Source organism: Rhodococcus sp. C1 (assembly GCF_020809065.1).
Taxonomy (GTDB): domain Bacteria; phylum Actinomycetota; class Actinomycetes; order Mycobacteriales; family Mycobacteriaceae; genus Rhodococcus_F; species Rhodococcus_F qingshengii.
On sequence record NZ_CP078080.1, the window covers coordinates 802,273 to 824,573 of the forward strand.

Consider the following 22,301-nt stretch of genomic DNA (forward strand, 5'->3'; position numbering starts at 1 on the left):
CCCTAGCTATCGCTCGATAATGCTCGGGGAGATACTACGCCGCGACGAAGTCACAACAACTGCACGTTGCTCAGTTTCCACTCGCCGTCCTCGCGGACCAGCGAAAGTTGCATCCGGTTGCGGTCGATTCTCGGATCGGGGGAGTTGGTGTTCGTGATCGTCTGATCGAGGAACACGAGCACCTCGGCGTTGTCGCGATCACTGCTCGCCAACCCGGCTGAAATGATCTGAGCGGACGAGGTCGCCTGATACTGCACGATCATGTTCTGCAAGTTGGCTGCCACCTGGGCGTACTGACCGGCGAATTCGCCGACAGAATTGTCACGGACCACGGAGAGATTCTGATCGAGGTTCTGGAAGTTGTACGTCGCAAGATCAGTGGCGAATTGCCGTCCGCTGTCCAGGGCGCTGATACGCGCGTTTTCGTCGACCGATTTCTGCCAGGTCGCGAATGCGCCCCATCCGAGCGCCGCGACCACGACCAGGGCGCCGGCAACGATCGCTACGGTCTGCTTGCGAAGCCGCTTGGGCTTGTCGACGATTGTGGGCGTCTGGGGTTCGGTTGTCTCGGTCATTGCGTTCCTTGTACTAGTAGTGCGGCAAACGAGTTGTCACCGAGAACGGTGTTCTGACCACCGTTGAGGCCCAGACGAATCGACGTTCCGTCACCGGCTGCGACCGTTCCGAGGGCAGGATCGTATTCAGCAACCCCGTCGATCGTTCCAGTTCCGGTGGGGACGTTCTGCGATCCGCGATTCTGGATCCGGCCCGACTGGTCCGCGCAGTGTTGGTTCTTGTCGAGCGTGGTCGGTGAGGTGTCCTGTACCGATCGCCGGGGCGTGTCGTAGATACAGACCGGTCCGAGTGCTGTGATCAGATCAAGCTGTGCCCGTCCGTCTTTGACGATACTTCCGAACTTCTCGAATCCTTTGGGCACCACCACCAACAAGGCATCGACGGCGGGCATCCGTGCAGTGACGATCTGAGTGGAGACGAGAGAATTGGCCAACAGCAGACTGAACGGCTCACGACTCTGTTCGATGAGAGGCAGTATCTGATTGTCGAGAACACTCGGGCTTCGATCGAGGAGTGTGCGCAGTTGCGGATCGGAGTTTCGTACCTGATCTGTCAATTGGCGAAGTGTGAGTGCAACTTCGGGAAGAGCGTCAACATTTTCCTCGTTCGCAGTGAACAGTGAGCGCGAGTTCTCGACGAGTGTGTTGACACGCGGTTGATCGGATTGGACAGTGCGCGCGAGCACGTCGAAGTTGTCGACGAGCGCCTGCAGATCCGGACCCAATCCGTTCAATCCCTCGCCGAGTTCGTGCGAGAGGGTTCGCAGGTCTGCCGGATCGACGGTGTCGGCAGCAGCGTTGAAATTCGCAATCACGGTTCCCAACGCGACCGGGATCGAAGTGCGCTCAGTCGGAACAACGGAACCTTCAACCAGATACGGGCCGCCGTCGGTCTGCGAGGACAACTGAACTTTCAATACCGGAACGGCGGTGTCCTGGCTGATGGCCACATGCGAATCGTTGGGGATCTGTTTGTCGGCGGCGATGCTCAACGTCATCACGACGAGGTCCTGGGCAGAGTCCACCTCCACCGACTCGACGTCGCCGACGGTGACTCCGCGATAGGCCACTTCCGAACCGGGAGCGATTCCGGCCGCGTTCTCCAATTCGACGATGACCGAGAAGGTTCCGGTGAACGGATCTCCGGCACCGACTTGCCGGAGTACGTACGTCGTGCTGACCACCGCGATGAGGAGAAAGGCGGCGATCTCGAAATAGACGGTTCGGTTCTTCATCGCGTTCCTCCTTGCAGGGGTGTCGTGATCGGCAGTTCCCGATCGGAGGCGGGCAGAGGTGGCAGTGGCGGTGCGGCGCCCGGGATTATCTCGTTGAGCACTCCGGTCACGGTGCCCTCGACATCGACGTCGAGGTCGATGTTCACGTAATCGCCTGGGCTGGCACGCTTGAGGAGCACTCTTGCGTTGTCCAGGTTGGCCATCGTCTCACCCAGTGTCGGCCCCATTGCCGAGAACTGGTCGAGGATGGGTGACAGTCGTCCGGTGATCTCGGAAATCTGGTCGGCCGACTGGTCGAGTACGGAATTGGTTGCGGTACTGAGCCGATCGGTTTCGTCGAGTAGATCGAGGAGCGGTTGTCGTTGGTCGGCGATCACGCCCAATGCGGGTGTGAGTGTGCGCAAGCCTTCGTCGATGGTGGCGCTCTCGTCTCCGATCAGAGCGCTGAGCCGGTTCAGTGAATCCAGTGCCGAATTGATCGATTCCTTTCGGTCGTCAAGTGTTCCGAGAAAAGTGTCAAGGCGTGCAAGCAGATCGCGGATCGTCTCCTCCCTGCCGTCGAGAATCTGATCAGCCTCACTGACGATGTTCTTGACCTGCGCCAACCCACTGCCGTTCAACAGGGTTCCGACGGCGCCGAGCAGTTGTGCGACATCGGGTCCGCGCACGGTCTCCGATCGCTCGATGGTGGAACCTGGTTCGAGAATGGGGCCCGCTGGATCGACCGGAACTTCGAGGTTGACGAACGCATCGCCGATCGGGGTCGACAGTTCGATCCGAGCGCGGGTGCCGACAGGTAGTTCGATGTCCGACGCGATTTCGGTATGTACCACGGCTGCAAAGGTTTGCGCGCTCATCGACGTGACTCTGCCGACCACTGCCTGGCCGATCCGCACCTCGCCGCCGACGGGAAGTAACGACGCGTCGACGAATTCCATGTTCAGCGGGTACGACTCTCCTGGCAGACCGCGTCCGAGGGGGAGGTGCTGGAAGTTGAGACTGCAGCCGGTCAATGGCGCGGCGATGACAAGTGCCACGACAACGCTCACCACGGACTTGTTCGACGCCATCAGTTACCCCCACCGAGGATGCGTGCCAGGTCGGAGCTGCCTGCCGAAGGAAATTCGATGGGATTGACGATTCCCGGCCCTGTGCACAGCGGTATCGGCATCTCCTCGCACAGTTCTCTCGTCGTGTCGAACTGTGAGAGATCGGTGGCGACGTTCAATCGTGCTCTGGCTCGGCCTTCTTCGGTGACGAGGTTGGCGACGTTCTCGAATCCCGTTGGTGCCGTTTCGATGATCTCGCGCAGTTGATCCTGTTTGGTCGCGACTGCACCGGCCAACTGTGCGAGCGTACCCAGATCGGCGGTGACCGCCTCGCCGTGTTCGGCGAGTAGCGCTGAGACCTGTCCGAGCAACGTGGTCAGGGAATCGAGCGCCCCGCTGATGTCTTCTCGCTGGGCGCTGAACGTGCGGGCGGTGACTGTCACCGAGTTCGACAGGGAGTCGACCTTGGTCTGGTTGTCCGCGATCAACTGCACGAGGGTGTTCAGGTTCTTCACCAGTTCGGAGATGTCGGGACTTGCACCCGCCAGTACCGAACTGGCCTGTGAGATGGACCGAACGGCATCGTTGAATGCTTGCCCGTTGCCGTCCAACGCGTGGGCGCCTTCTCCGATGAGGTCACCGATCCCGCCGCCGTCGGCGCCAGGGCCGAGCGCCACCGTCAATTCGTTCACCGATGCGGTGAGTTGGTCCCACGTCAGAGGGGAGTGAGTGCGTTCGAGAGGGATCACCGCGCCGTCGATGAGGAACTCACCGTCCTCGTAGCCGGGGCCGAGTTCGATCGTGCGGTCACTGATGACCGTGGGAGACAGGACCCAGGCCTGCGCGTCGGCGGGTATACGTGTTCCGGATGGCAGGCTCAGCGCCACTCGTACCCGGGACCCTTCCGGCGTGACGCTCTCGACCCTCCCGCTGGGAACTCCCAGAATCGTCACTGTGTTCCCGGTGAAGATAGCGTCGGTCGAGGTGAATTCGGCGGTGAGAGTGAGTCTGTGTTCGTCACGCGTGACGAACAGGACGGCACCGATCGCGCAGATCACAATCGCTGCCAGCACGGCGAGTTTCTTGACGGTCGTGGTCATCGACACCCCTGAACGAGCCCGACGACGCACAACCAGTTGTCCGGGATGAGGGTGGAGGGTGAGTTGAGGTCGAGCCAGTTGCCGTTACCGGTTGCGTTGGTGACGTAGCGGACGCTGGGGGCGAAGTTGTCGAGCAGTGTGGTCAGTGATTGTTCGTTCTCGGACAGAACTCCCGTCACCACGTGGATGTCTCCCATGACCGAGTCGATCAAAGCCTGGTTGTCGCCCAGGAACCGGGCAAGTGTGGTGCTCAACTGATTCAGGTCTTGTACAAGCGCATTCAGCACATCTCGCCGGTCGGCGATCGTGGACATCACCAGATCCGCATTCCCCAGAAGGGTTTCCAGAGTGTCCTTCTGCTCGATCAGTGTTGCGGTCGTCTGCTGCGCTCCGGTGAGAAGGGAACGGAGCGCAACGTCGTTGTCGTTGACTACTCCGGAGAGTGCGTCGATTCCCTCGAGTGAGCGGCGAATGAGTTCGGGATCGTCCGGTGAGTTGTCGGACACCACGGTCAGCATATTTCGCAGTTGTTGCAGATCAAGGTTTTCCGACGTGGATTGTGCTCCTCGACCGAGATCGTCGAGAGTGAAGGGAACGCTCGTGTTCTCGATGGGGATGGTCGAACCTGCGGGTAACGAGCGCGATCCGTTCGGAGTGACGTCGAGCGAGCGTCGGCCGAGCAGAGTCGAGATCTTGATGTCCGCACGGGAGTCTTCGCCGAGAGTGACGCCGTCGTCGAGTCGGAAGGTGACTTCAACCGAGTTGCCGCTGACCGCCAACGAGGTGACCACCCCGCTCGGGACTCCCGCGACGTTGACCGGATCGTCCTGCGTCAACCCGGTGGCGTTGGTAAAGACGGCGTGGTACTCGTTGGTCTTGACCTTCAAGATCAGTTGAGGGACAACGAGTGCGGCCAGAACCACACCGACTCCGACGAGGATGCAGATGATTCCGTTGCGGACCGGGTTCTTGACGGTGAGCCAGTTCATCGGCACACCGCCGAACGCTCGGGGCCGCCGAGGGTCACCGATTGGTCCAGCGCGCTGAGCCGGAAGTTGCAGATGTAGATGTTCGCCCAGCTTCCGTAGCTCATCGCGATCCCCAACTGGGTGAACAGTTGATCGAAAGCGGTGATACCGGTCGCCAGCGACTCACGATTGTCGACGACGACGCGAGCCGACTGATCGATCGAAGTCAGCGCGCCAGCCAAGTCCGGTTCCACGCCCGTCACCAAGTCCTGAAGTGAAGAAGTCAGGGCGCCTGCGGAATCCACTGCGGCCGAGATCTGTTGGCGGTCCTGTGCCAAACCGCCGACCAGTGCGTCGAGCGTGTTGATCATCTCGACGAAGTTGGGTCGATTCGTCGTGGTCACGGTAAGGACCCGGTCGAGGTTGTTCAGTAGTTGGTCCAAGATCGCGTCCCGGGACGTCAAGTTCTCGGTGACGGCAACAGTGCGCTCCAGCAGGCTTTCGATGGTGGAACCTTGTCCTTGGAATACCTGGACGACCTGTGCGGCAAGCTCGTTGACTTCTGCGGGGTCAAGTGCGTCGAACAGGGGACGGAATCCGCCGAGGATGTCGGTGAGGTCGATCGCCGGCTGAGTCTGTTCCACGGGAATTGTGGCCCCGGGGGAGAGGTAGTTGCCTGTTGCGCGTTCGGCCTGTCCGGGTTCGATCGAAATTGTTCGCGCTCCCAACAGGTCTGCGTACCTCACCACAGCGCGACCGTCGGACGGAATACGTTGTGCAGATTCGAGTTCGAAGCCGACGACGGCTTGGTTGTTCACCAACTCGACGCTGTCGACGCGCCCTACTCGCACCCCGGCGATCTGAACATCGCTGCCGGTGACCAGGCCGGAGGCATTGACGAAGACGGCCCGGTACTGCGAACTCGACCCGGAGACTGGGTTGATCAGAGTGCTCACCACAACCACGGTGGCGAGAATCGACAGTGCAGCAAACAGTCCGAACCTGATCAGAGATTTCTTCACGCTCATCCGCCCATCACCGTCGTGCCGCGAAATACCGGCCCCGCCACGAGAGTGTCCAAAGCTGTACCGCCCTGGGTGAGAGCCGAGATCAGGGACTGTTCGGCAGGGCTGCCGACCGGGCCGACGGTTCCGCCGAACGCGGTCGCGGCGGCAGGACAGTTGGGTCCGCGGGTTCCGTCGTACTGTGGGCAGTCGGTCTTTCCGTACGGATACAGATCTGTGACGGACAGCCGTAGATCGGTGCTGAGCCACGGACCATGCGCCAACGCGGGCGGGAGCTTGATCGTGAGATTGCGCAGGCCGTTGTAGAAGGTGGTGATGTGGTCCGGCCGCGAAGTGATTGCGCCGGTCAGGGAATCGGCGTCGTCGACCAAGGTGATCATGCGGTCGCGATTGTCACCGATCAGACTCGTGGCAGCAGCTCCCGTGCTGGTGCCGGCACGCAGAAGCCCCGCCAACCCGTCGGATTTCTCGACGACGGTCTTGGATGTGGTGATGGAGTTCTCGAATGCGGCGAGCATGTCCGGCGCACTCGTCGAGAGACTGTCGGCGAGGGTGGCTATGTCGTCGAGGTCGTCACCGAGTCCGTCGATGACGGGCTGCGCACCGACCAACGCTTGGTGGACTGAATCGAGCGATTCGCCGATCTGGTTTCCCTTGCCGCTCAACGCGTCCGAGACTGCCGTGAGTGCGACGTTGATGTCGGCGGGGTCGAGGGAAGAAACGAGCGAGTAGATCCGTGAGATCGATTGGTAGAGCTGGACCGCGACTTCGGACTGATCGGATACCAATTCGGTACCCGGCACGAGAGCAGGACCACGCGAGAGTCCGTCAGGTTGAATCAAGTCTACGAAGAAGTCACCGAAGATGTTGCGGGGCATCAGTCGCACCTGACTTGTCGACGGTATGTCCTCGAACGCTCCCTCGTCGATCGCGAGTGAGACAGTCGAAGCGGTGGTGCCCGGCTCGATCTCGGCCACAGCGCCGACGACGACGCCGCGGTACTGTACCGAGGATCCGACTCGCAGCGCACCGGCACTGGCGGGGACGACAGCACTGACCTGCGGTGTGGAACCGGTGGAGTCCGTACCTCTGCTGAACAAGAAGACGTAGGCGAGGATCAGGATGACCACGGCGAGTAAACCCCGCAGTGCCAGGGTGATTCGGCTGGAATTCGTGACGATCATCCGGTCAGCCCGGGTACGTGAGGTTTGAGTCCCCACAGCGCAATGGTCATCGCGACGTCGGTGAATGCAAGGAAGACGATGCTGGTGCGCAACGCTCGTCCGGCGGCTCGTCCGACGCCTTCGGGTCCACCCGTCGCGGTGTAACCGTAGTAGCAGTGCACGAGGGTCACGACGACCGCGAACACCATGACTTTTATCAAGGACAACCAGATGTCGTTGGGAGAGAGGAAAAGACTGAAGTAGTAGCCGTACGTTCCCTCCGACTGGCCTTTGACCCGGATCACCGCAAGCGCCGTTGCCATGTACGAAGCAAACAGGCCGACCAGGTACAGCGGGACCACCGCGATGAGCGCCGCGATCATTCGGGTGGTGACCAGGTACCGCAGCGAGGGAATCGCCATGACTTCGAGCGCGTCGATTTCCTCGGAGATCCGCATCGCTCCGAGCTGCGCGGTGAATCCGGTTCCGACCTTGGCTGCCAGGGTGATTGCGGCAACGAGTGGTGCCACCTCGCGAGTATTCGCGATGGCGGACATCACGCCGGACAGCGGTGCGAGGCCGACGAGGTTGAGTCCGCGGTAGCCCTCGAGTCCGATCTGGGAACCGGCGAAGAACGAGATCGCGAAGATCACGACGACGCTGCCGCCTCCGGCGAGCAGGGTGCCCGAACCGAATGCCACCTGGGCGACGAGACGGGCGACTTCACGCCAATAGCGCTTGAGGGTTGCGGGAATCGAGGTGATGACGCGCGCGTGGAACGTGAACTGATCGCCGAGTCGACTCAGGCCGTCGACGGTCCGCGAACTGACCCGCTTGGCACGAATTGCGATGGGCAGGTGCATCAATAGGCACCTTTCACCGAGACGAACAGTGGGTAGAACTGAGTAATTGCGAGGTTGGCGACAAACACGAGGACAAACGAGAGCACGACGGTCTCGTTGACTGCGTCGCCGACGCCTTGAGCTCCGCGCTTGACGGTCAGGCCCTTGTAGCAGGCCACGATTCCCGAGATGAGAGCAAAGGCAACGGCTTTGATGCCGGAGACGACGAAGTCGCTGGGTTGACTGAATTGAACGAGATTGCGCAGGAAACTCTGTGCGTTGCCGTCGAGTATCAGGACGTGAACGAAGAGGCTTGCGCCCAAACCGATTACGAGAACTATCGAGTTCAGTAGGAGGCAGACGACGGCAATGGCGATCATCCGGGGTACGACCAGGCGTTCGAGCACGGGTAGACCGAGCACTTCGAGTGCATCGATTTCCTCGCGTATCGTTCGCGCTCCCAAATCTGCGCAGATTGCGGAACCGCCGACACCGGCGATGATCAGGGCGCACACCAGGGGGCCGGCCTGTCCGATGATGAGGAACGCGACGACGGCACCGCTGTACGCACCCGCGCCGATTTGATCTGCGAGCGCACCGATCTGCAGTGCTACCCCGACACCGAGGGGAATCATCACCAGAGCGGACGCGACCGAGGTGACGTGGGCGAGAAACCACATCTGGTCGAGCGCCTCACGCCAGGCGAGGCGCTTGTGTCGAAGAGATGTGAACGCCGCAACGCACACGCGAACGGTGAAGGTGAAGAGCAGTCCGATCTCGGAGAGCAGGTTCGAGAACATGTTCGTCTTGGCGGGGGAGACAGCAGTTGTTTCCCCGGTTGTTCCATTCCCGGTCGTCGTAGCTTCGGTGCTCACGCCATCCCCCTCTCCGGCCGAATCGTTCTGGTCGGGTTTCTTCGATCACACTCGGGAGCTTGAAGTGCTCCAGGTCACGTTCGGAGACGGTATCAGGAAACTGACTCTGAAGTAAGTTCCATTTCGGCCACTTCATCACCGGGCGCGAATGTCGACGCGGAACTTTCGTTTGCGTCCACGCAACCTTCCCGGCGAGAGCCCGAAATGCGGCGGGTGCACAATGAGTGAATGCCACGATCAAGCCCCATTTCCGCTTGGAAGTCCCTTCGCGAAGGCAACGAGCGATTTGTCAACGACGCGTCCATTCACCCCAGCCAGGGAATCGCGGACCGCGCGAAACTCGTCGATGGGCAGCACCCCACAGCGGTGCTGTTCGGTTGCGGTGATTCGCGCGTAGCCGCCGAGATCATCTTCGACCAGGGTCTCGGCGACATGTTCGTCGTGCGCACTGCAGGTCACGTGCTCGACGATTCGGTGCTCGGTTCCATCGAGTACGCGGTTCACGTGCTCAACGTGCCGCTCATCGTCGTCCTCGGGCACGACGGTTGCGGTGCCGTGAAGGCAACGCTCGACGCCCTGGACAAGGGCGCAGTTCCCGACGGATTCATCCGCAGTGTGGTCGAGCGTGTTGCTCCGTCCATCCTGATGGGCCGCAACGAGGGCTTGTCCACCGTGGACGAACTCGAAGGCCGTCACGTCGTGGAGACCGGCTCGCTGATCATGCAGAGGTCCCGGATCATCGCCGACAAGGTGGACAAGGGTGCGTGCGCGATCGTCGGCGTCACGTACACATTGTCCGACGGTCACATGCGAGTTCAGGGCGCGGTCGGCGACATCGGCGAGAGCGTCGAGACCGTCGAGGGTTAGATCTTCCGGGGCAGTGGTACCTGGCAGCAGACAATGGGTACCGACACGCCGCCTCAGCTGACGGTTAGTGGACCCTGCGCCAACTACCGTTGAGTCCGTGTTGGAACCTAATGGACCACTGCCCCCCGAGATCTACTGGCGTCGCCGGGCGCTGGCCATTGGTGCCGCCGTCATTGCACTGGCGTTGATCATCTGGGCGGCGTCCGCCCTCTTCGGCGGTGGAAGTGATACCCCGGAGGCCGATTCGGCCGCTGCGAGTTCCTCGCTGACGACGGACGTCTCCTTCACCCCCAACCCTTCCGGCTCCAACGCGCCGGACGGTGGCGGTGGCTCGGGTGGCGGCGCTGCCGGTGGATCAGGTGGCTCGGGCACGCAGGCTTCGGGATCGTCTTCGTCTTCTTCCTCTTCGTCGACCACCGGGGCTCCGGTCCCGGCCGGTCAGTGCGCCGACTCGTCGCTGGCAGTCAAGGCCACCGCAGACAAGGCGACCTTCGCTCCCGGCGAAGAGCCGTCGTTCACGATCGTCATCACCAACATCGGTTCGGCACCCTGTGATCGAGATCTGGCGGGCGGCCTTCAGCAGGTGCTCGTCTACAGCATCGACGGCAAGACCCGGTTGTGGTCCAACGTCGACTGCTACCCACAGCCCGCAGCCGACGTACGCAATCTCGCGCCCGGCGAGCAAGCTGCGTTCAAGGTCGCCTGGTCGGCCACGACGTCGACCCCCGAGTGCGCGACCGCGCAGAACCCCGAGCGCAATCCGGTGGGCGCAGGCGCTTACACGGTTGTCGGGCAGCTCGGTGCACTGCGAAGCTCCCCGGAGCCGTTCAACATCGCATGAGCGCGGGCAAGCCCGAACAGGCCCGCTAGTTGAAGGATCCGGTGATCGACGTTTCCGCGAGCCGGGAAAGTCCCTCACGGATGTGACGCGCCCACAGCCCGCCGATGCCCTCGACCGACTGCAGATCAGCAGCCGTAGCGGCCAGCAGCGACTGGAGAGTGCCGAAGGATCCGACCAGCCGGTGGATCTGATGGAACTGCAATCGAGGTACACGCATCAGCACGCGATATCCGCGAGGAGTCATCGGAGTGTCGAGGGCTTCGATCGTGCCCGGATAACCGAGAACACGCGCAAGAGTCGTGAGATCGAGTAGATCGGCGTCGGTGACGCGATCGAGTGCGACGAGGACGTTGTCCATCGCCGCGGTGCCGATGGGTTCGGGACCGGCAAGATAGTCCCGAACGATGAGTTGACGTGCAATGTCGTTGTCGCCGACCAGTTCTTCGAGCTGCAGTGCCAACTGGCGACCGTCGGTGCCGAGTTCGAGGACATCCTGTTCGATTTCGATCGACACGCGGCGAACCATTTCGAGGCGCTGTACGACGGTCAACGCGTCGCGCAGAGTCACGAAATCCTCGATCTCGACCACCGACAGTTGCCGTGTCACTTCGTCGAGTCGCGCTTTGTATCGTTCGAGCGTCGCGACGGCCTGGTTGGCGCGCGAAAGTATGGTGGCCGAGCCGTCGATGACGTGCCGGATGCCGCCGACGTACACACTGACGATCGACATCGACTGACTGACCGAGACCACGGGATAGCCGGTCTGAATTGCCGTGCGCTCGGCAGCGCGGTGCCTCGTGCCGGATTCGACGGTGGGAATCTTGTGATCGGGAACCAGCTGGACGTTGGCACGCACGATGCGTGTGCCGTCCGTCGAGAGGACAACCGCGCCGTCCATCTTCGACAGCTCGCGCAATCGGGTCGGTGCGAACTCCACGTCGAGGTTGAATCCGCCGTCACACAGCGCTTCCATTTCCTCGTCGTATCCGAGGACGATCAGCGCGCCGGTACGGCCGCGCAGAATTCGTTCGAGCCCGTCTCGCAAAGCGGTACCCGGCGCCAACCTGGCGATGGTCTCTCGCAATGCCGACGACGACTGTGTGTCCGCCATCGCACTGATCATTGAGAAACTCCCTGCTGAGGTCGATGTCACTTCGGTCGGGTCCGATGCCTGCGCCGGACGGATCCCCGTTTAGATTACCTATCCATGAGTAGTACCTGGACCCTGCCTGATGACCTGACTGTCCCGGAGCCGGTCGAATTCTTTCCGGCCGCCGGCGAGAAGCTGCCTCAGCACTGGTCGAAATGCTTCGGCTGCGGCGACGACCAGCCTGCGGGAATGGCGATGAGTTTCAGGGCTGGTAACGGACTGGAAGTGACCGGTCGTCTGGAGGTCGCCAAGAAGTATCAGGGCGGTCCAGGTGTCATTCACGGCGGCATTCTGTCGACGGCATTCGACGAGGCTCAAGGTATGGCATGTATGGCTCTCGGCTCGCCGGTGGTGACCGGGCACCTCGAGATCGACTTCGCCCGGCCGATCCCGTTGGGATCGGTGCTCGAATTCCGGGCTCGCATCGACGGCGTTGTACGCCGCAAGGTCTACACCAGTGCAGAAGCGGTGATCGTCGAAGGTCCGACAGCGGATCCGGACACGGTGGTGGGAACCTCCCGCGGACTGTTCCTGACCATCACCTCGGAACACTTCGCCAAGACGAAGGAGTTCGTGGACGGCGAACCGACGTCCCCGTTCGGCACCTCGTCGGTCTGACGAGGTAGTCGGCCGAGGGACGATCACTTCACCGGCGTGAGCTTGGGGCGAGACGGGGCTTGTTTGCCGCCCATCAATCCGGCGTAGGCCAGTGCCTCGGCCAGATTCGCTACTTCGTTGACGCGCATGCCGGGAATGTTCGGGCCGGAATCGACCGGCACGATGGCGCTGGTGAATCCCAGTCGGGCAGCTTCGATCAGCCGTCGGTTCACCCCGGCAACCCGTCGAACCTCCCCGGCGAGTCCGACCTCGCCGAGGATGACGAGCCCCTTGGGGACGGGTTTGGCTTTCACGGCGGAAGCGACCGCAATGGCGAGAGCCAGATCGGCACCCGGCTCGGTCATCCGCATACCGCCGACGGTCGCGGCGTAGACGTCGGCCTTCGAGATCGACACTCCGACGCGGCGCTCCAACACGGCCAGAACCATGGCCACACGGGCGGTGTCGAGCCCGCTGACGGCTCGGCGAGGTGTCGGTAGCGGCGTGGCGGCGACGAGCGCCTGAACTTCACCGAGTAGAGGTCGCTTACCGTCCATCATCACGGTGACGGCAGTGCCTTCCACAGCTTCTTCACGGTGATGCAGGAACAGGCCGGACGGATCGCTGATCTCGTTGATGCCCTGCTCGCTCAGCTCGAAGCATCCGACCTCGTCGGCCGCACCGAATCTGTTCTTCACGCCGCGGACCATGCGCAGGGTGGAGTGCTTGTCACCTTCGAAGTGCAGAACCACGTCCACGAGATGCTCGAGCGAGCGCGGACCGGCGACGGCGCCGTCCTTGGTGACGTGGCCGATCAGAAGCACCGGGATTCCACTGGCCTTGGCCAGGGAGGTCAGGGCGCTGGTGACGGCCTTGACCTGAGTCACGCCGCCGACGACCCCGTCGACGTCGGCAGCAAGCATGGTCTGCACCGAGTCGACGATGACCAGTGTCGGTTTGACCTGCTCGATGTGGCCGAGGATGGTCGCGAGATCGGATTCGGCCGCCAGATACATCCGTTCGTGGACAGAGTTGGTGCGATCTGCCCGAAGTCGAACCTGACCGGCGGACTCCTCGCCCGTGACGTACAACGCTCGATCATCCGCGCTGCGCATCGCCCAGCGGTAGACGACCTCGAGAAGTAGCGTCGATTTTCCGACGCCGGGCTCGCCCGCGAGCAGCACCACCGAACCCGGTACGACGCCACCGCCGAGGACGCGGTCCAACTCACCGATCCCCGTGGGTTTGGCCTGCGTCGAGGTGCTGTCGATCTGTGTCAGCGGCGTGGCCGGCGTCGTAGGCAGCACGGCGCTTGATCCTGCTTTGGCGAGTGAGGCGCCGGCGCGACTGGCGACGGGTGCCACTACGGCGACCTCGGTCATCGAGCCCCACGAATCGCAGTCCGGACATCTACCGACCCACTTGGGCACTACCGACTGGCATTCGGAGCAGCGGTAGTTCGATTTCACTTTGGCCACCGGGACAGACTAGAGGCGGGGTCCGACATGGACCCCGCCTCTAGTGTGATTTTGAAGTTGTTCTGCGAGGCGCATTGTGCGCCTTGATAATTCGAGGCTCAGTGCCCAGCTTCTGCAACGTCGGGCGACTTGTCCGACTCGTTGCGCTCGAGCTGCGGGCCTGCGTCGACAGGTACGTCGACGGTGACCGATCCGGCCTTCTCGAACTTGAAGGTGATCGGGACGGTCAAGCCGGGGCGAACGCCTGCCTTGATGTCCTGCAGAACGACGAGAGAGAGCGCAGCGGGTGCGTCGTCGTTCTCTTCGTTGTTCTTGATCTGGGTCTCGGCCTCGGTCGCGGCGCCTTCGCCTGCGGGCAACTGACCGGCCTGCAGCGACGTCTGCGGCTTGATCGTCAAGCCACCTACCTCTTCACCTGCGATGACGCGTGCTGCGTAATCGGTGGTGATGCTGACGAGCTTGTCCGTGGTCTCGGCGCTGTCGTTCACGACGGTGAACGCGAGCACGGCGTTGCCGCCCGGCTCGATGCTGTACTCCTCGGACGAGGGGTAAGCGATGTGCACGTTGCGCAGTGCGATCTCACCGAGGTTGGCGCTGTTGCCGTTCACGGCGGCCTGCTGGACGGCGGTCTGGCTCACCTGTCCGGAACCGCAAGCGGACAGCGCGATGGCTGCGCCTGCAGCCAGTGCAATGGCGGTAGCGACTCGACGAGTCGGCTTACGGATAGCAGTCACGATTTGTCCTCCACGGCGTCAGGTTCGCACTCCACTAGGCAGAGTAGTAGATAAGGTCCCGCGGGCTGGCCGTCGGGTCGCCACAACGGTTGTCTGCGTGGGCTTTCAGTCCGTTACGCAGGGGTGCTCCAGACCAGTTGAATGCACGTACAACAAGCCCTGTCAACCCCTACGCTCGAGCAAGGATGCCCCTGACCTGCACAGTTGATGAGTGGTTGGTTCTTTCACGTGTTAAACTAGTGGAATCGAAAGGGGCACGGGACACATGATTTTCAAGGTCGGAGACACCGTCGTATACCCCCATCACGGTGCGGCGCTGATCGAAGCTATCGAAACCCGCACCATCAAGGGTGAGCAGAAGGAGTACCTGGTTCTGAAGGTCGCTCAAGGCGATCTCACAGTACGGGTTCCTGCAGACAACGCAGAGTACGTCGGAGTTCGTGACGTGGTCGGCCAAGAAGGCCTCGACAAGGTTTTCCAGGTTCTGCGAGCACCGCACACCGAAGAGCCCACCAACTGGTCTCGTCGATACAAGGCAAATCTCGAGAAGCTTGCCTCAGGTGACGTGAACAAGGTTGCAGAAGTTGTTCGTGACCTGTGGCGTCGTGAGCAGGACCGCGGACTTTCCGCTGGTGAGAAGCGCATGCTCGCCAAGGCTCGTCAGATTCTCGTCGGAGAGCTCGCGCTCGCCGAGGGCACTGACACCGAGAAGGCAGAGACCATTCTCGACGAGGTCCTCGCGGCCGCGTCCTGACTGCAACACAACAAAGCTGACAGTGGCAGTAGTAGCCCTGGTACCTGCCGCAGGTCGGGGAGTGCGATTGGGCGAGAAATTGCCCAAGGCATTTGTCGAACTCGGTGGGTGCACCATGCTTGCACGCGCGGTCGATGGACTCCGGAAATCCGGAGCGATCGACCGCGTTGTTGTCATTGTGCCGCCTGAACTGGTCGAATCCGTCGTAGCCGACCTCGGTCGTGCAGCGGACGTCGACGTCGTCGGCGGTGGTGCCGAAAGAACCGATTCGGTTCGAGCCGGCCTCAGCGCTGCCGGCGACGCAGATTTTGTACTCGTGCACGATGCCGCACGGGCATTGACACCGCCGGCGTTGATCGCGCGCGTCGTCGGAACTCTCCGAGCCGGCAGCTCCGCTGTCATCCCGGTACTTCCGGTTACCGACACGATCAAGTCGGTGGACGTACTCGGCGCAGTCACCGGTACGCCTCTGCGTTCGGAGTTGCGTGCGGTTCAAACTCCCCAAGGATTCTCCACCGACGTCCTGCGCAGTGCGTACGACGCCGGTGACGTCGCCGCGACCGACGACGCCGCTCTGGTCGAGCGTCTCGGTGTTTCGGTGCAGACGATTCCCGGCGACGCTCTCGCCTTCAAGATCACCACTCCGCTCGACCTGGTCCTTGCACGGGCGCTCCTGAGCTCGGAGACAGCGTTGAGTGCGGATTCACAGGACGGAAATTAGATGCGCGTCGGTCTCGGCACGGATGTTCATCCCATCGAGGTCGGTCGTCCTTGCTGGATGGCCGGGTTGCTGTTCGAGGAAGCAGACGGGTGCTCGGGCCATTCGGACGGCGATGTCGCCGTCCACGCGCTGTGTGACGCGTTGCTCTCTGCGGCGGGCCTCGGTGACCTCGGTTCGGTTTTCGGCACCGGCAGGCGCGAATGGGACGGCGTGAGCGGCGCTCGAATGCTTGCCGAGGTTCGCCGACTGCTCGAAGAGAACCAGTTCGCCGTCGGCAACGCCGCGGTGCAGGTCATCGGCAACCGTCCGAAGATCGGGCCACGTCGCGACGAGGCACAGAAGGTGCTCTCGGACATTCTCGGCGCGCCTGTTTCGGTGTCCGCGACCACCACGGACGGCCTCGGCTTGACCGGTCGCGGCGAGGGGATCGCCGCCATGGCCACCGCGTTGGTCATGACAACCGAACACGACAGGTAAGATCGCTGGTCGTGACCCTGCGCCTATACGACACCGGTACGCGGGCCCTTCGGGATTTTGTTCCGTTGGCCCCCGGACATGCATCGGTGTACCTGTGTGGGGCGACAGTTCAGGGCGATCCTCACATCGGACACGTTCGTAGCGGCGTCGCTTTCGACGTGCTGCGACGCTGGCTGTTGGCGCACGGCAACGACGTTGCCTTCGTGCGCAACGTGACGGACATCGACGACAAGATTCTCAACAAGGCCGCCGGCGCCGGTCGACCTTGGTGGGAGTGGGCGGCGACGTTCGAGCGGTCGTTCACGTGGGCCTACGACCAACTGGGTGTGCTGCCGCCGTCCATCGAGCCGCGGGCCACCGGTCACGTGACGCAGATGGTCGAGATGATGGAACGCCTGATCGAGAACGGCCACGCGTACGCGGCGGGCGGCGACGTCTACTTCGACGTGCAGAGCTACCCCGAGTACGGCGCACTGTCCGGCCACAAACTCGACGACGTTCATCAGGGCGAGAGTGCGGCCGAGGGCAAGCGCGATCCTCGCGACTTCACCCTCTGGAAGGCCGTCAAGCCCGGTGAGCCCTCGTGGCCGACACCGTGGGGACCCGGCCGTCCGGGCTGGCACCTCGAGTGCTCGGCCATGGCGGAGTTCTATCTCGGGGCGGCATTCGACATCCATTGTGGTGGACGCGATCTCGTCTTTCCGCACCACGAGAACGAAATTGCGCAGGCCAAGTGCGCCGGCGACGATTTCGCTCAGTACTGGTTGCACAACGGCTGGGTCACGATGAGTGGCGAGAAGATGTCCAAGTCGTTGGGCAACGTTCTCTCGGTGCCGAACGTGCTCAAGAAGGTTCGTCCGCAAGAACTTCGGTACTACCTCGGTAGTGCGCACTACCGTTCCAATCTCGAGTACTCGGACGAGGCGTTGGACGAAAGTGCGAAGTCCTACCAGGGGCTCGAGTCGTTCGTCCTGCGCACACACAAGCGTGCGGGCGGCGTCGAACTCGGTACGTGGACCGAAGGTTTCGCGGCGGCTCTCGACAACGACTTGTCGGTGCCGATCGCGTTGGCCGAGATTCACGGCAAGGCGAGCGAGGGTAATTCCGCGCTCGCTGCCGGTGATCTCGACGCGGCTCGGGTGGCTGCCGGCCAGGTGCGGGCCATGCTCGCGATCCTGGGCGTCGACCCACTCGACGAGCATTGGACGCAGTCCGGTGGCGACACCGAGACGGCAATGGAAGCTTTGGACGTGTTGGTGCGGGCCGATCTCGATCGTCGGCAGCAGGCACGTACGGAAAAGAACTGGGCGGTGGCGGACGAGGTTCGCGATCGCCTCATCAAGGCGGGTATCGAAGTAACCGATACTCCCGACGGACCCGAATGGTCCCTTAAGGCAGGGCAGTAACAATGGCTGGAAACTCGAGCAGGCGCGGCGCAGTCCGTAAGGGCGGCACCAAGAAGGGCCAGGTTGCCGGTTCCGGCGGTAAGCACCGTCGCGGTCTCGAAGGGCGTGGCGCTACGCCGCCCGCCGAGGCACGCACCAAGCATCCCGCGGCAAAGCGTGCAGCGCGCGCCGCACGTGCCGACGAGAAGCAGGGCCGCGGTGGCCGTCCGGGTCCGGGCCGCAAGGTTCTCGACGGTCCCGAGACAGTGCTCGGACGCAACCCGGTGGTCGAGTGCCTACGCGCCGGCGTTCCGGCGACTGCACTGTGGGTCGCCGTCGGCACCGAGAGCGACGATCGACTGAAGGAATCCGTTCAGCTCGCTGCGGATGCCGGCATCTCGATCCTCGAGGTCCCCCGCACCGATCTGGATCGCCTCAGCGCCAACGGTCTTCACCAGGGCATCGCCCTGCAGGTTCCGCCGTACCGCTACGCGCACCCGGACGATCTTCTGTCGGAGGCACGCAAGCATGCCGAGCCGCCGCTGCTCGTCGCGCTGGACAACATCACCGATCCCCGCAACCTGGGTGCCGTCGTGCGCTCGGTCGCAGCTTTCGGTGGACACGGCGTCGTGATTCCGGAGCGTCGTAGCGCGAGCGTGAGTGCTGTCGCTTGGCGTACCAGCGCCGGCGCTGCCGCTCGTTTGCCGATTGCTCGGGCAACCAACCTCACCCGCACGCTCAAGGACTGGGCATCGAAGGGTGTTCAGGTCGTCGGTCTCGACGCCGAGGGCGACACCACTCTCGACGATTTCGACGGCAGCGGTCCCGTTGTGATCGTGGTCGGTTCCGAGGGCAAGGGTCTTTCGCGCCTCGTCCGCGAGAACTGCGACGCGATCCTGTCGATTCCGATGGCCGGTCCGGTCGAGTCGCTCAACGCCTCGGTTGCCGCCGGAGTCGTCCTGGCGGACATCGCCCGCAGGCGTCGTAGCAGCTGAGTTGTAACGGCTTTCGGGTGAGTCTGGCGGGTTCTAGCTCCGTACCGACCAGGCTTCCCACAGTGCAGCGTAGGAACCGTCCGCGCCGATCAGTTCGTCATGTGTTCCGCTCTCGACTACGCGGCCACCGCTCATGACGAGTATGCGATCGGCGCGGACTGCTTGGCTCAGCCGGTGTGCGATCACCACGGCGGTCCGGCCGGTGACTGCGAGCTCGGCTGCCTGATCGAGTAGACCGGCTGCGGTGGTTCCGGCTTCGGCAGTCGCCTCGTCGAGGATGACGACGGGAGGATCGAGCAGAGCCAGTCGGACGAGGGCTATGTGCTGTGCCTGCGCCGCCGTCAACTGGTACCCACCGGCCCCGACCCTGGTCTCGAGTCCGTCCGGAAGTTCATGAATCCATTGAGCTTTCATCGTGTCGACGGTTTCGGCGATCTTCGCATCGTCCGAATCTGGTGCACACAACCGGAGATCGTCGGCGATCGTCCCGACGAACACGTGAACTTCCTGGCTGACGAGGACGACTTCGTGCCGAAGTTCGGCATCACTCAGGTCGTCAATCAGTGTGCCGTCGACGGTGATTCGCCCGTCCCCGACGGGAATGATGCCGGCAATCAGTTTGGCGAGCGTGGTCTTTCCGGCGCCGCTGCTTCCGACGACGGCGATTCGTTCCCCCGGTGCGATCGAGATCGAGATCGAATCGATCACCGGGGTGGAGTTGTCGTACGAGTAGGAAACCCGGTCCACCTCGACGCCGATGGGTTCGGACCGAGCCGAGGCAGGAATGCTCGTGGGCCGCCCGGGCATCGCGGTGACTCCGATCAGGCGAGCGAGGCTGGCACCCGCATCCTGCAATTCGTCGATGTTCGAGAGAAATACCGCGATGGGGCTGAACAGACTGTGGAAGTAGAGGGCGGCGGCGGTAGCGGCCCCGATGGACACCGAGCCTGTGGTCACGAGCCAGTAGCCGACGCTCAGGACGGCGGCCAGTCCGAGCAGTTCGGCGCCGTTGAGTTGGGCGAAGAAGTTGGTGCGCAGGCGAACTGCCTGCATGTCGAAGCTGATGGCATGCTCGGAGGTCTCGGCGATTCGGTCGATGTGCTCGTCTGTTCGCCGCAGGGCAGTGACAGTGCCTGCGCCTCCGAGAGTTTCGATGAGCTGTTGTCCCCGCCTGGCCTGCGCAGCGCGAGAGCGTCGGTAGACGGGTCCGGAGCGTCGGAGGAAATGACGAAGAGCGAAATAGTGAATCGGCGCAACGGCAACGATTGCCACGGTGAAGCGCCAATCGATCACTCCCACACCGACAAGCGTCAGTGAAATCATGAACAGGGCAGACACGGTGGCGGGTAGTACTCGCGCGATGACGGTGTTTACCGCTTCGACGTCGCCCGAGACCCGGGAAATCAGATCACCGGTTCCGGCATCCTCGACCAGTGACGACGGCTGCGCGAGGGTGGCGGCGAACACGTCCTCACGAAGATCGGCCAGCACGTTCTGCGCGACGTTCGCCAGAAGCTGTGTGCTCCACCAGGTCAGCGCAACCCCTGCTGCCGCTGCGCCGAGCATGAACGCGGTGATACGCAGGAGTGAGGCAAACGGTTTGCCCTCCGTGACCGCATCGACCATGAGTCCGAGCAGTGCCGGGGTGGACAGGCCGCAGGCCGTAGCAGAGAGAAGTACGACGGTCGTGAGTGCGAGCGCTCGCTTGCGTGGCCGAAGCAGTGCGATCAATGCGCGGACGGTCTGCTTGGTCGACGCGATCGGCAGGGCAGATACAACCGGAACAGCAGATGCATCCGGAAGGGTATCGGTCACAGCGACTCTCCCTCCCGAACGCCGTGGTCGATCGTGACGACACGGTCACACGAATGGAGCAGGGTCGGGCTCGAGGTGATCACCAGAATGGCCTTGTCGGGGAAGTTTCTCAGCGAGTGTGCAATCCGATGCTCGGTGACAGAGTCCACGGAAGTGGTGGGTTCGTGGAGGACCAGGATCGGCTGGGGTTGATGGAGAGCGCGGGCGAGGAGAAGGCGTTGGCGTTGACCTCCGGAGAGTTTTTTTCCTTGCTCGCCTACCTCGGAGAGGTGGCCGTCGGGCAGATGCGTCAACACGTCGTCGAGCGCAGATGACGTCATTGCCGACGAGTCGACGTTCGCTGCAGCCAGATTGTCGAAGACGGTGCCGGTGAACACGGTTCCTTCATGGGCGGAGACGAACACCTGATCACGAACTCCGTCCGGGCCGAGGTCGGTTGCATCGGTGCCGAAAACGAAGTAAGAGTCGGGGGCGAGCGGGGTCTGATAGGCGAGTTGTCGTGCCAGTCGGTCGGCGGAATCGTCAGCGCGCACACCCACCACTTCTCCGCGGCGAGCTGAGACGACGGTTCCGTTGTCCGCCGAAATCAATAGGGCGTCTTCAGTTCTGGCAGGTTCGGTCGCGGCCGTGGGGGCCAGCGATTCGATCAGGTGTGGCTCGGCCAACAGTTCGGACAGTCTGCGCGCGGAACCTCGCTTGGCAGCGAGTTCGGCACCGAAGAACCCCAGCGTTTCCATCGGACCGGCAATCACTCTGCTCAAGCCGACAACGGTGACGAAGTTGCCCACGGTGATCGTGCCTTGATGCGCCATCCACGCGGCTCCAAGCGCAACCGAAGCCAGCACCAACGCGGAGACCCCGGAATTGAGCGCGGTCAGGCTGGACATTGCTCTGACCGTCCGGATCGCTGCCTTCATCGACTCCCGGCTCGCGTTGACGTATCGCGACAGGGCGGTGGGTTCAGCCCCGAAACCCTTCAGTACCCGCAGTCCCAGCGTGAAATCCGTTGCAAGCATGCCTGCCTCGGCTGCCTTCTTCTGCTCTGCATACACGCGCTCGTCCAACGGACCGCTGATCTTGTGGATGAATATGAGCTGCGCAGCGGTGATGAGTACGACGATCAGTGCGAGCGGCCACGAGACGAAGGCAAGCGAAATCACTGCCGCGGCGAGCCCCGCAAATGCCGAGCCCTGTTCGGCGACAACCCAGGAGAAGCCCGAGACGTGTGAGGCATCCGAGGTAGAGATGGTGAGAACTTCACCGGTCGAACGCTGAGCTTTCATCCCCCTGGCATCGAGTACTCGTCTGGCAGCATTCAGTCGTAGGTCGTGTTCGCCGTAGACGAAGACCTGCGTGTTCAGGCGAACTGCGATGCGCCACGACAGAGCGAGTCCCACGAACAGAGCACACAGCACCGCAAGCCACACGAGAAGTGCTGTGCTGTCGGACTTTCCGATTGCCCGGTCGACGACGGTGCCGATCAGCACCGGGATGAGGGCTTGAGCTACCTGATACGACGCCTGCCCGGTGACGGCTGCAACCAGTCGCGGGCCGCGTCCGGAGGAGAATGATCCGACTCGGATCATCTCCATCGGACCGGAACGAGTTTCGGGCAGCGCTGACACTCGTGAAACTCCTCGCCCAGATCTGAACAC

At 62.6% G+C, this 22,301-nt stretch carries 22 protein-coding genes; 8 read left to right on the plus strand and 14 right to left on the minus strand.

Going from position 1 to position 22,301, the window contains the following annotated elements; all coding sequences use genetic code 11:
• Positions 1–50: 50 nt before the first annotated feature.
• Genes KTR60_RS03675 through KTR60_RS03715 form a run of 9 tightly spaced genes read right to left on the minus strand, consistent with a single transcriptional unit; the run spans position 51 to position 8,832 of the window.
• The gene (locus KTR60_RS03675) at positions 51–575 is read right to left on the minus strand and encodes a hypothetical protein (protein ID WP_042451875.1); all 525 of its coding nucleotides are present in this window, start codon (positions 573–575) and stop codon (positions 51–53) included.
• A complete protein-coding gene (locus KTR60_RS03680; RefSeq protein ID WP_042923604.1) occupies positions 572–1,810 on the minus strand; it encodes an MlaD family protein in 1,239 nt (412 codons plus the stop codon). Before KTR60_RS03680 ends, KTR60_RS03675 begins: the two co-directional genes overlap by 4 nt.
• Positions 1,807–2,880 carry an MCE family protein gene (locus tag KTR60_RS03685; protein WP_228401864.1) on the minus strand — a complete coding sequence of 358 codons (1,074 nt, stop codon included), beginning with the start codon at positions 2,878–2,880 and terminating at the stop codon, positions 1,807–1,809. Before KTR60_RS03685 ends, KTR60_RS03680 begins: the two co-directional genes overlap by 4 nt.
• Positions 2,880–3,959, minus strand: a complete 1,080-nt coding sequence (locus tag KTR60_RS03690) for an MCE family protein (RefSeq protein ID WP_192711848.1) — start codon at positions 3,957–3,959, stop codon at positions 2,880–2,882. Before KTR60_RS03690 ends, KTR60_RS03685 begins: the two co-directional genes overlap by 1 nt.
• Positions 3,956–4,948, minus strand: coding sequence for an MCE family protein (locus tag KTR60_RS03695; RefSeq protein WP_228401865.1), 993 nt, complete (start codon positions 4,946–4,948; stop codon positions 3,956–3,958). Before KTR60_RS03695 ends, KTR60_RS03690 begins: the two co-directional genes overlap by 4 nt.
• A complete protein-coding gene (locus tag KTR60_RS03700) occupies positions 4,945–5,955 on the minus strand; it encodes an MCE family protein (RefSeq protein WP_076948563.1) in 1,011 nt (336 codons plus the stop codon). Before KTR60_RS03700 ends, KTR60_RS03695 begins: the two co-directional genes overlap by 4 nt.
• Positions 5,952–7,136 carry an MCE family protein gene (locus KTR60_RS03705; RefSeq protein WP_081557326.1) on the minus strand — a complete coding sequence of 395 codons (1,185 nt, stop codon included), beginning with the start codon at positions 7,134–7,136 and terminating at the stop codon, positions 5,952–5,954. The genes KTR60_RS03700 and KTR60_RS03705 overlap by 4 nt, the downstream gene beginning before the upstream one ends.
• Positions 7,133–7,978 (minus strand): MlaE family ABC transporter permease, encoded by an 846-nt coding sequence (locus KTR60_RS03710; protein ID WP_003945610.1) that lies wholly within the window; start codon positions 7,976–7,978, stop codon positions 7,133–7,135. Before KTR60_RS03710 ends, KTR60_RS03705 begins: the two co-directional genes overlap by 4 nt.
• Positions 7,978–8,832 carry an MlaE family ABC transporter permease gene (locus tag KTR60_RS03715; RefSeq protein ID WP_003945667.1) on the minus strand — a complete coding sequence of 285 codons (855 nt, stop codon included), beginning with the start codon at positions 8,830–8,832 and terminating at the stop codon, positions 7,978–7,980. The genes KTR60_RS03710 and KTR60_RS03715 overlap by 1 nt, the downstream gene beginning before the upstream one ends.
• 228 nt (positions 8,833–9,060) lie before the next feature.
• Here KTR60_RS03715 and KTR60_RS03720 point away from each other — a divergent pair, with 228 nt between their 5' ends.
• Both KTR60_RS03720 and KTR60_RS03725 read left to right on the plus strand, forming a co-directional pair.
• Positions 9,061–9,699, plus strand: coding sequence for a carbonic anhydrase (locus KTR60_RS03720; protein ID WP_007726896.1), 639 nt, complete (start codon positions 9,061–9,063; stop codon positions 9,697–9,699).
• 97 nt (positions 9,700–9,796) lie between these two features.
• Positions 9,797–10,540 (plus strand): DUF4232 domain-containing protein, encoded by a 744-nt coding sequence (locus KTR60_RS03725; protein ID WP_007726893.1) that lies wholly within the window; start codon positions 9,797–9,799, stop codon positions 10,538–10,540.
• 25 nt (positions 10,541–10,565) lie between these two features.
• Here the strand turns inward: KTR60_RS03725 and disA are convergent, their stop codons facing one another.
• Positions 10,566–11,651: a DNA integrity scanning diadenylate cyclase DisA gene (gene disA, locus KTR60_RS03730; RefSeq protein WP_024487741.1), complete on the minus strand. Its 1,086-nt coding sequence runs from the start codon at positions 11,649–11,651 to the stop codon at positions 10,566–10,568.
• Between the two features lie 96 nt (positions 11,652–11,747).
• On the opposite strand from disA, the gene KTR60_RS03735 reads away from it, so the two are divergent.
• Entirely contained in the window at positions 11,748–12,308 is a 561-nt protein-coding gene (locus tag KTR60_RS03735) for a PaaI family thioesterase (protein ID WP_003945494.1), read from the plus strand.
• Between the two features lie 23 nt (positions 12,309–12,331).
• Here KTR60_RS03735 and radA read toward each other — a convergent pair whose 3' ends face one another.
• Complete coding sequence (radA, locus tag KTR60_RS03740; RefSeq protein ID WP_003945739.1) at positions 12,332–13,765, minus strand: DNA repair protein RadA; 1,434 nt, start codon at positions 13,763–13,765, stop codon at positions 12,332–12,334.
• 98 nt (positions 13,766–13,863) lie between these two features.
• A complete protein-coding gene (locus KTR60_RS03745) occupies positions 13,864–14,499 on the minus strand; it encodes a copper chaperone PCu(A)C (protein WP_214924136.1) in 636 nt (211 codons plus the stop codon).
• A gap of 265 nt (positions 14,500–14,764) precedes the next feature.
• On the opposite strand from KTR60_RS03745, the gene carD reads away from it, so the two are divergent.
• Genes carD through rlmB form a run of 5 tightly spaced genes read left to right on the plus strand, consistent with a single transcriptional unit; the run spans position 14,765 to position 18,831 of the window.
• Positions 14,765–15,253: an RNA polymerase-binding transcription factor CarD gene (gene carD / locus KTR60_RS03750; RefSeq protein ID WP_003945666.1), complete on the plus strand. Its 489-nt coding sequence runs from the start codon at positions 14,765–14,767 to the stop codon at positions 15,251–15,253.
• 22 nt (positions 15,254–15,275) lie between these two features.
• Positions 15,276–15,974 carry a 2-C-methyl-D-erythritol 4-phosphate cytidylyltransferase gene (gene ispD, locus KTR60_RS03755; RefSeq protein WP_039972758.1) on the plus strand — a complete coding sequence of 233 codons (699 nt, stop codon included), beginning with the start codon at positions 15,276–15,278 and terminating at the stop codon, positions 15,972–15,974.
• Positions 15,975–16,451 carry a 2-C-methyl-D-erythritol 2,4-cyclodiphosphate synthase gene (gene ispF, locus KTR60_RS03760; protein WP_228401866.1) on the plus strand — a complete coding sequence of 159 codons (477 nt, stop codon included), beginning with the start codon at positions 15,975–15,977 and terminating at the stop codon, positions 16,449–16,451. It abuts the gene before it with no gap.
• A gap of 11 nt (positions 16,452–16,462) precedes the next feature.
• Positions 16,463–17,857, plus strand: a complete 1,395-nt coding sequence (gene cysS, locus KTR60_RS03765) for a cysteine--tRNA ligase (RefSeq protein ID WP_003945830.1) — start codon at positions 16,463–16,465, stop codon at positions 17,855–17,857.
• A gap of 2 nt (positions 17,858–17,859) precedes the next feature.
• Positions 17,860–18,831, plus strand: coding sequence for a 23S rRNA (guanosine(2251)-2'-O)-methyltransferase RlmB (gene rlmB / locus KTR60_RS03770; protein ID WP_003945749.1), 972 nt, complete (start codon positions 17,860–17,862; stop codon positions 18,829–18,831).
• A gap of 33 nt (positions 18,832–18,864) precedes the next feature.
• Here rlmB and KTR60_RS03775 read toward each other — a convergent pair whose 3' ends face one another.
• Both KTR60_RS03775 and KTR60_RS03780 read right to left on the minus strand, forming a co-directional pair.
• Positions 18,865–20,646 (minus strand): ABC transporter ATP-binding protein, encoded by a 1,782-nt coding sequence (locus KTR60_RS03775; protein WP_228401867.1) that lies wholly within the window; start codon positions 20,644–20,646, stop codon positions 18,865–18,867.
• Positions 20,643–22,271, minus strand: a complete 1,629-nt coding sequence (locus tag KTR60_RS03780; RefSeq protein WP_228401868.1) for an ABC transporter transmembrane domain-containing protein — start codon at positions 22,269–22,271, stop codon at positions 20,643–20,645. Before KTR60_RS03780 ends, KTR60_RS03775 begins: the two co-directional genes overlap by 4 nt.
• Between the last annotated feature and the right edge of the window lie 30 nt (positions 22,272–22,301).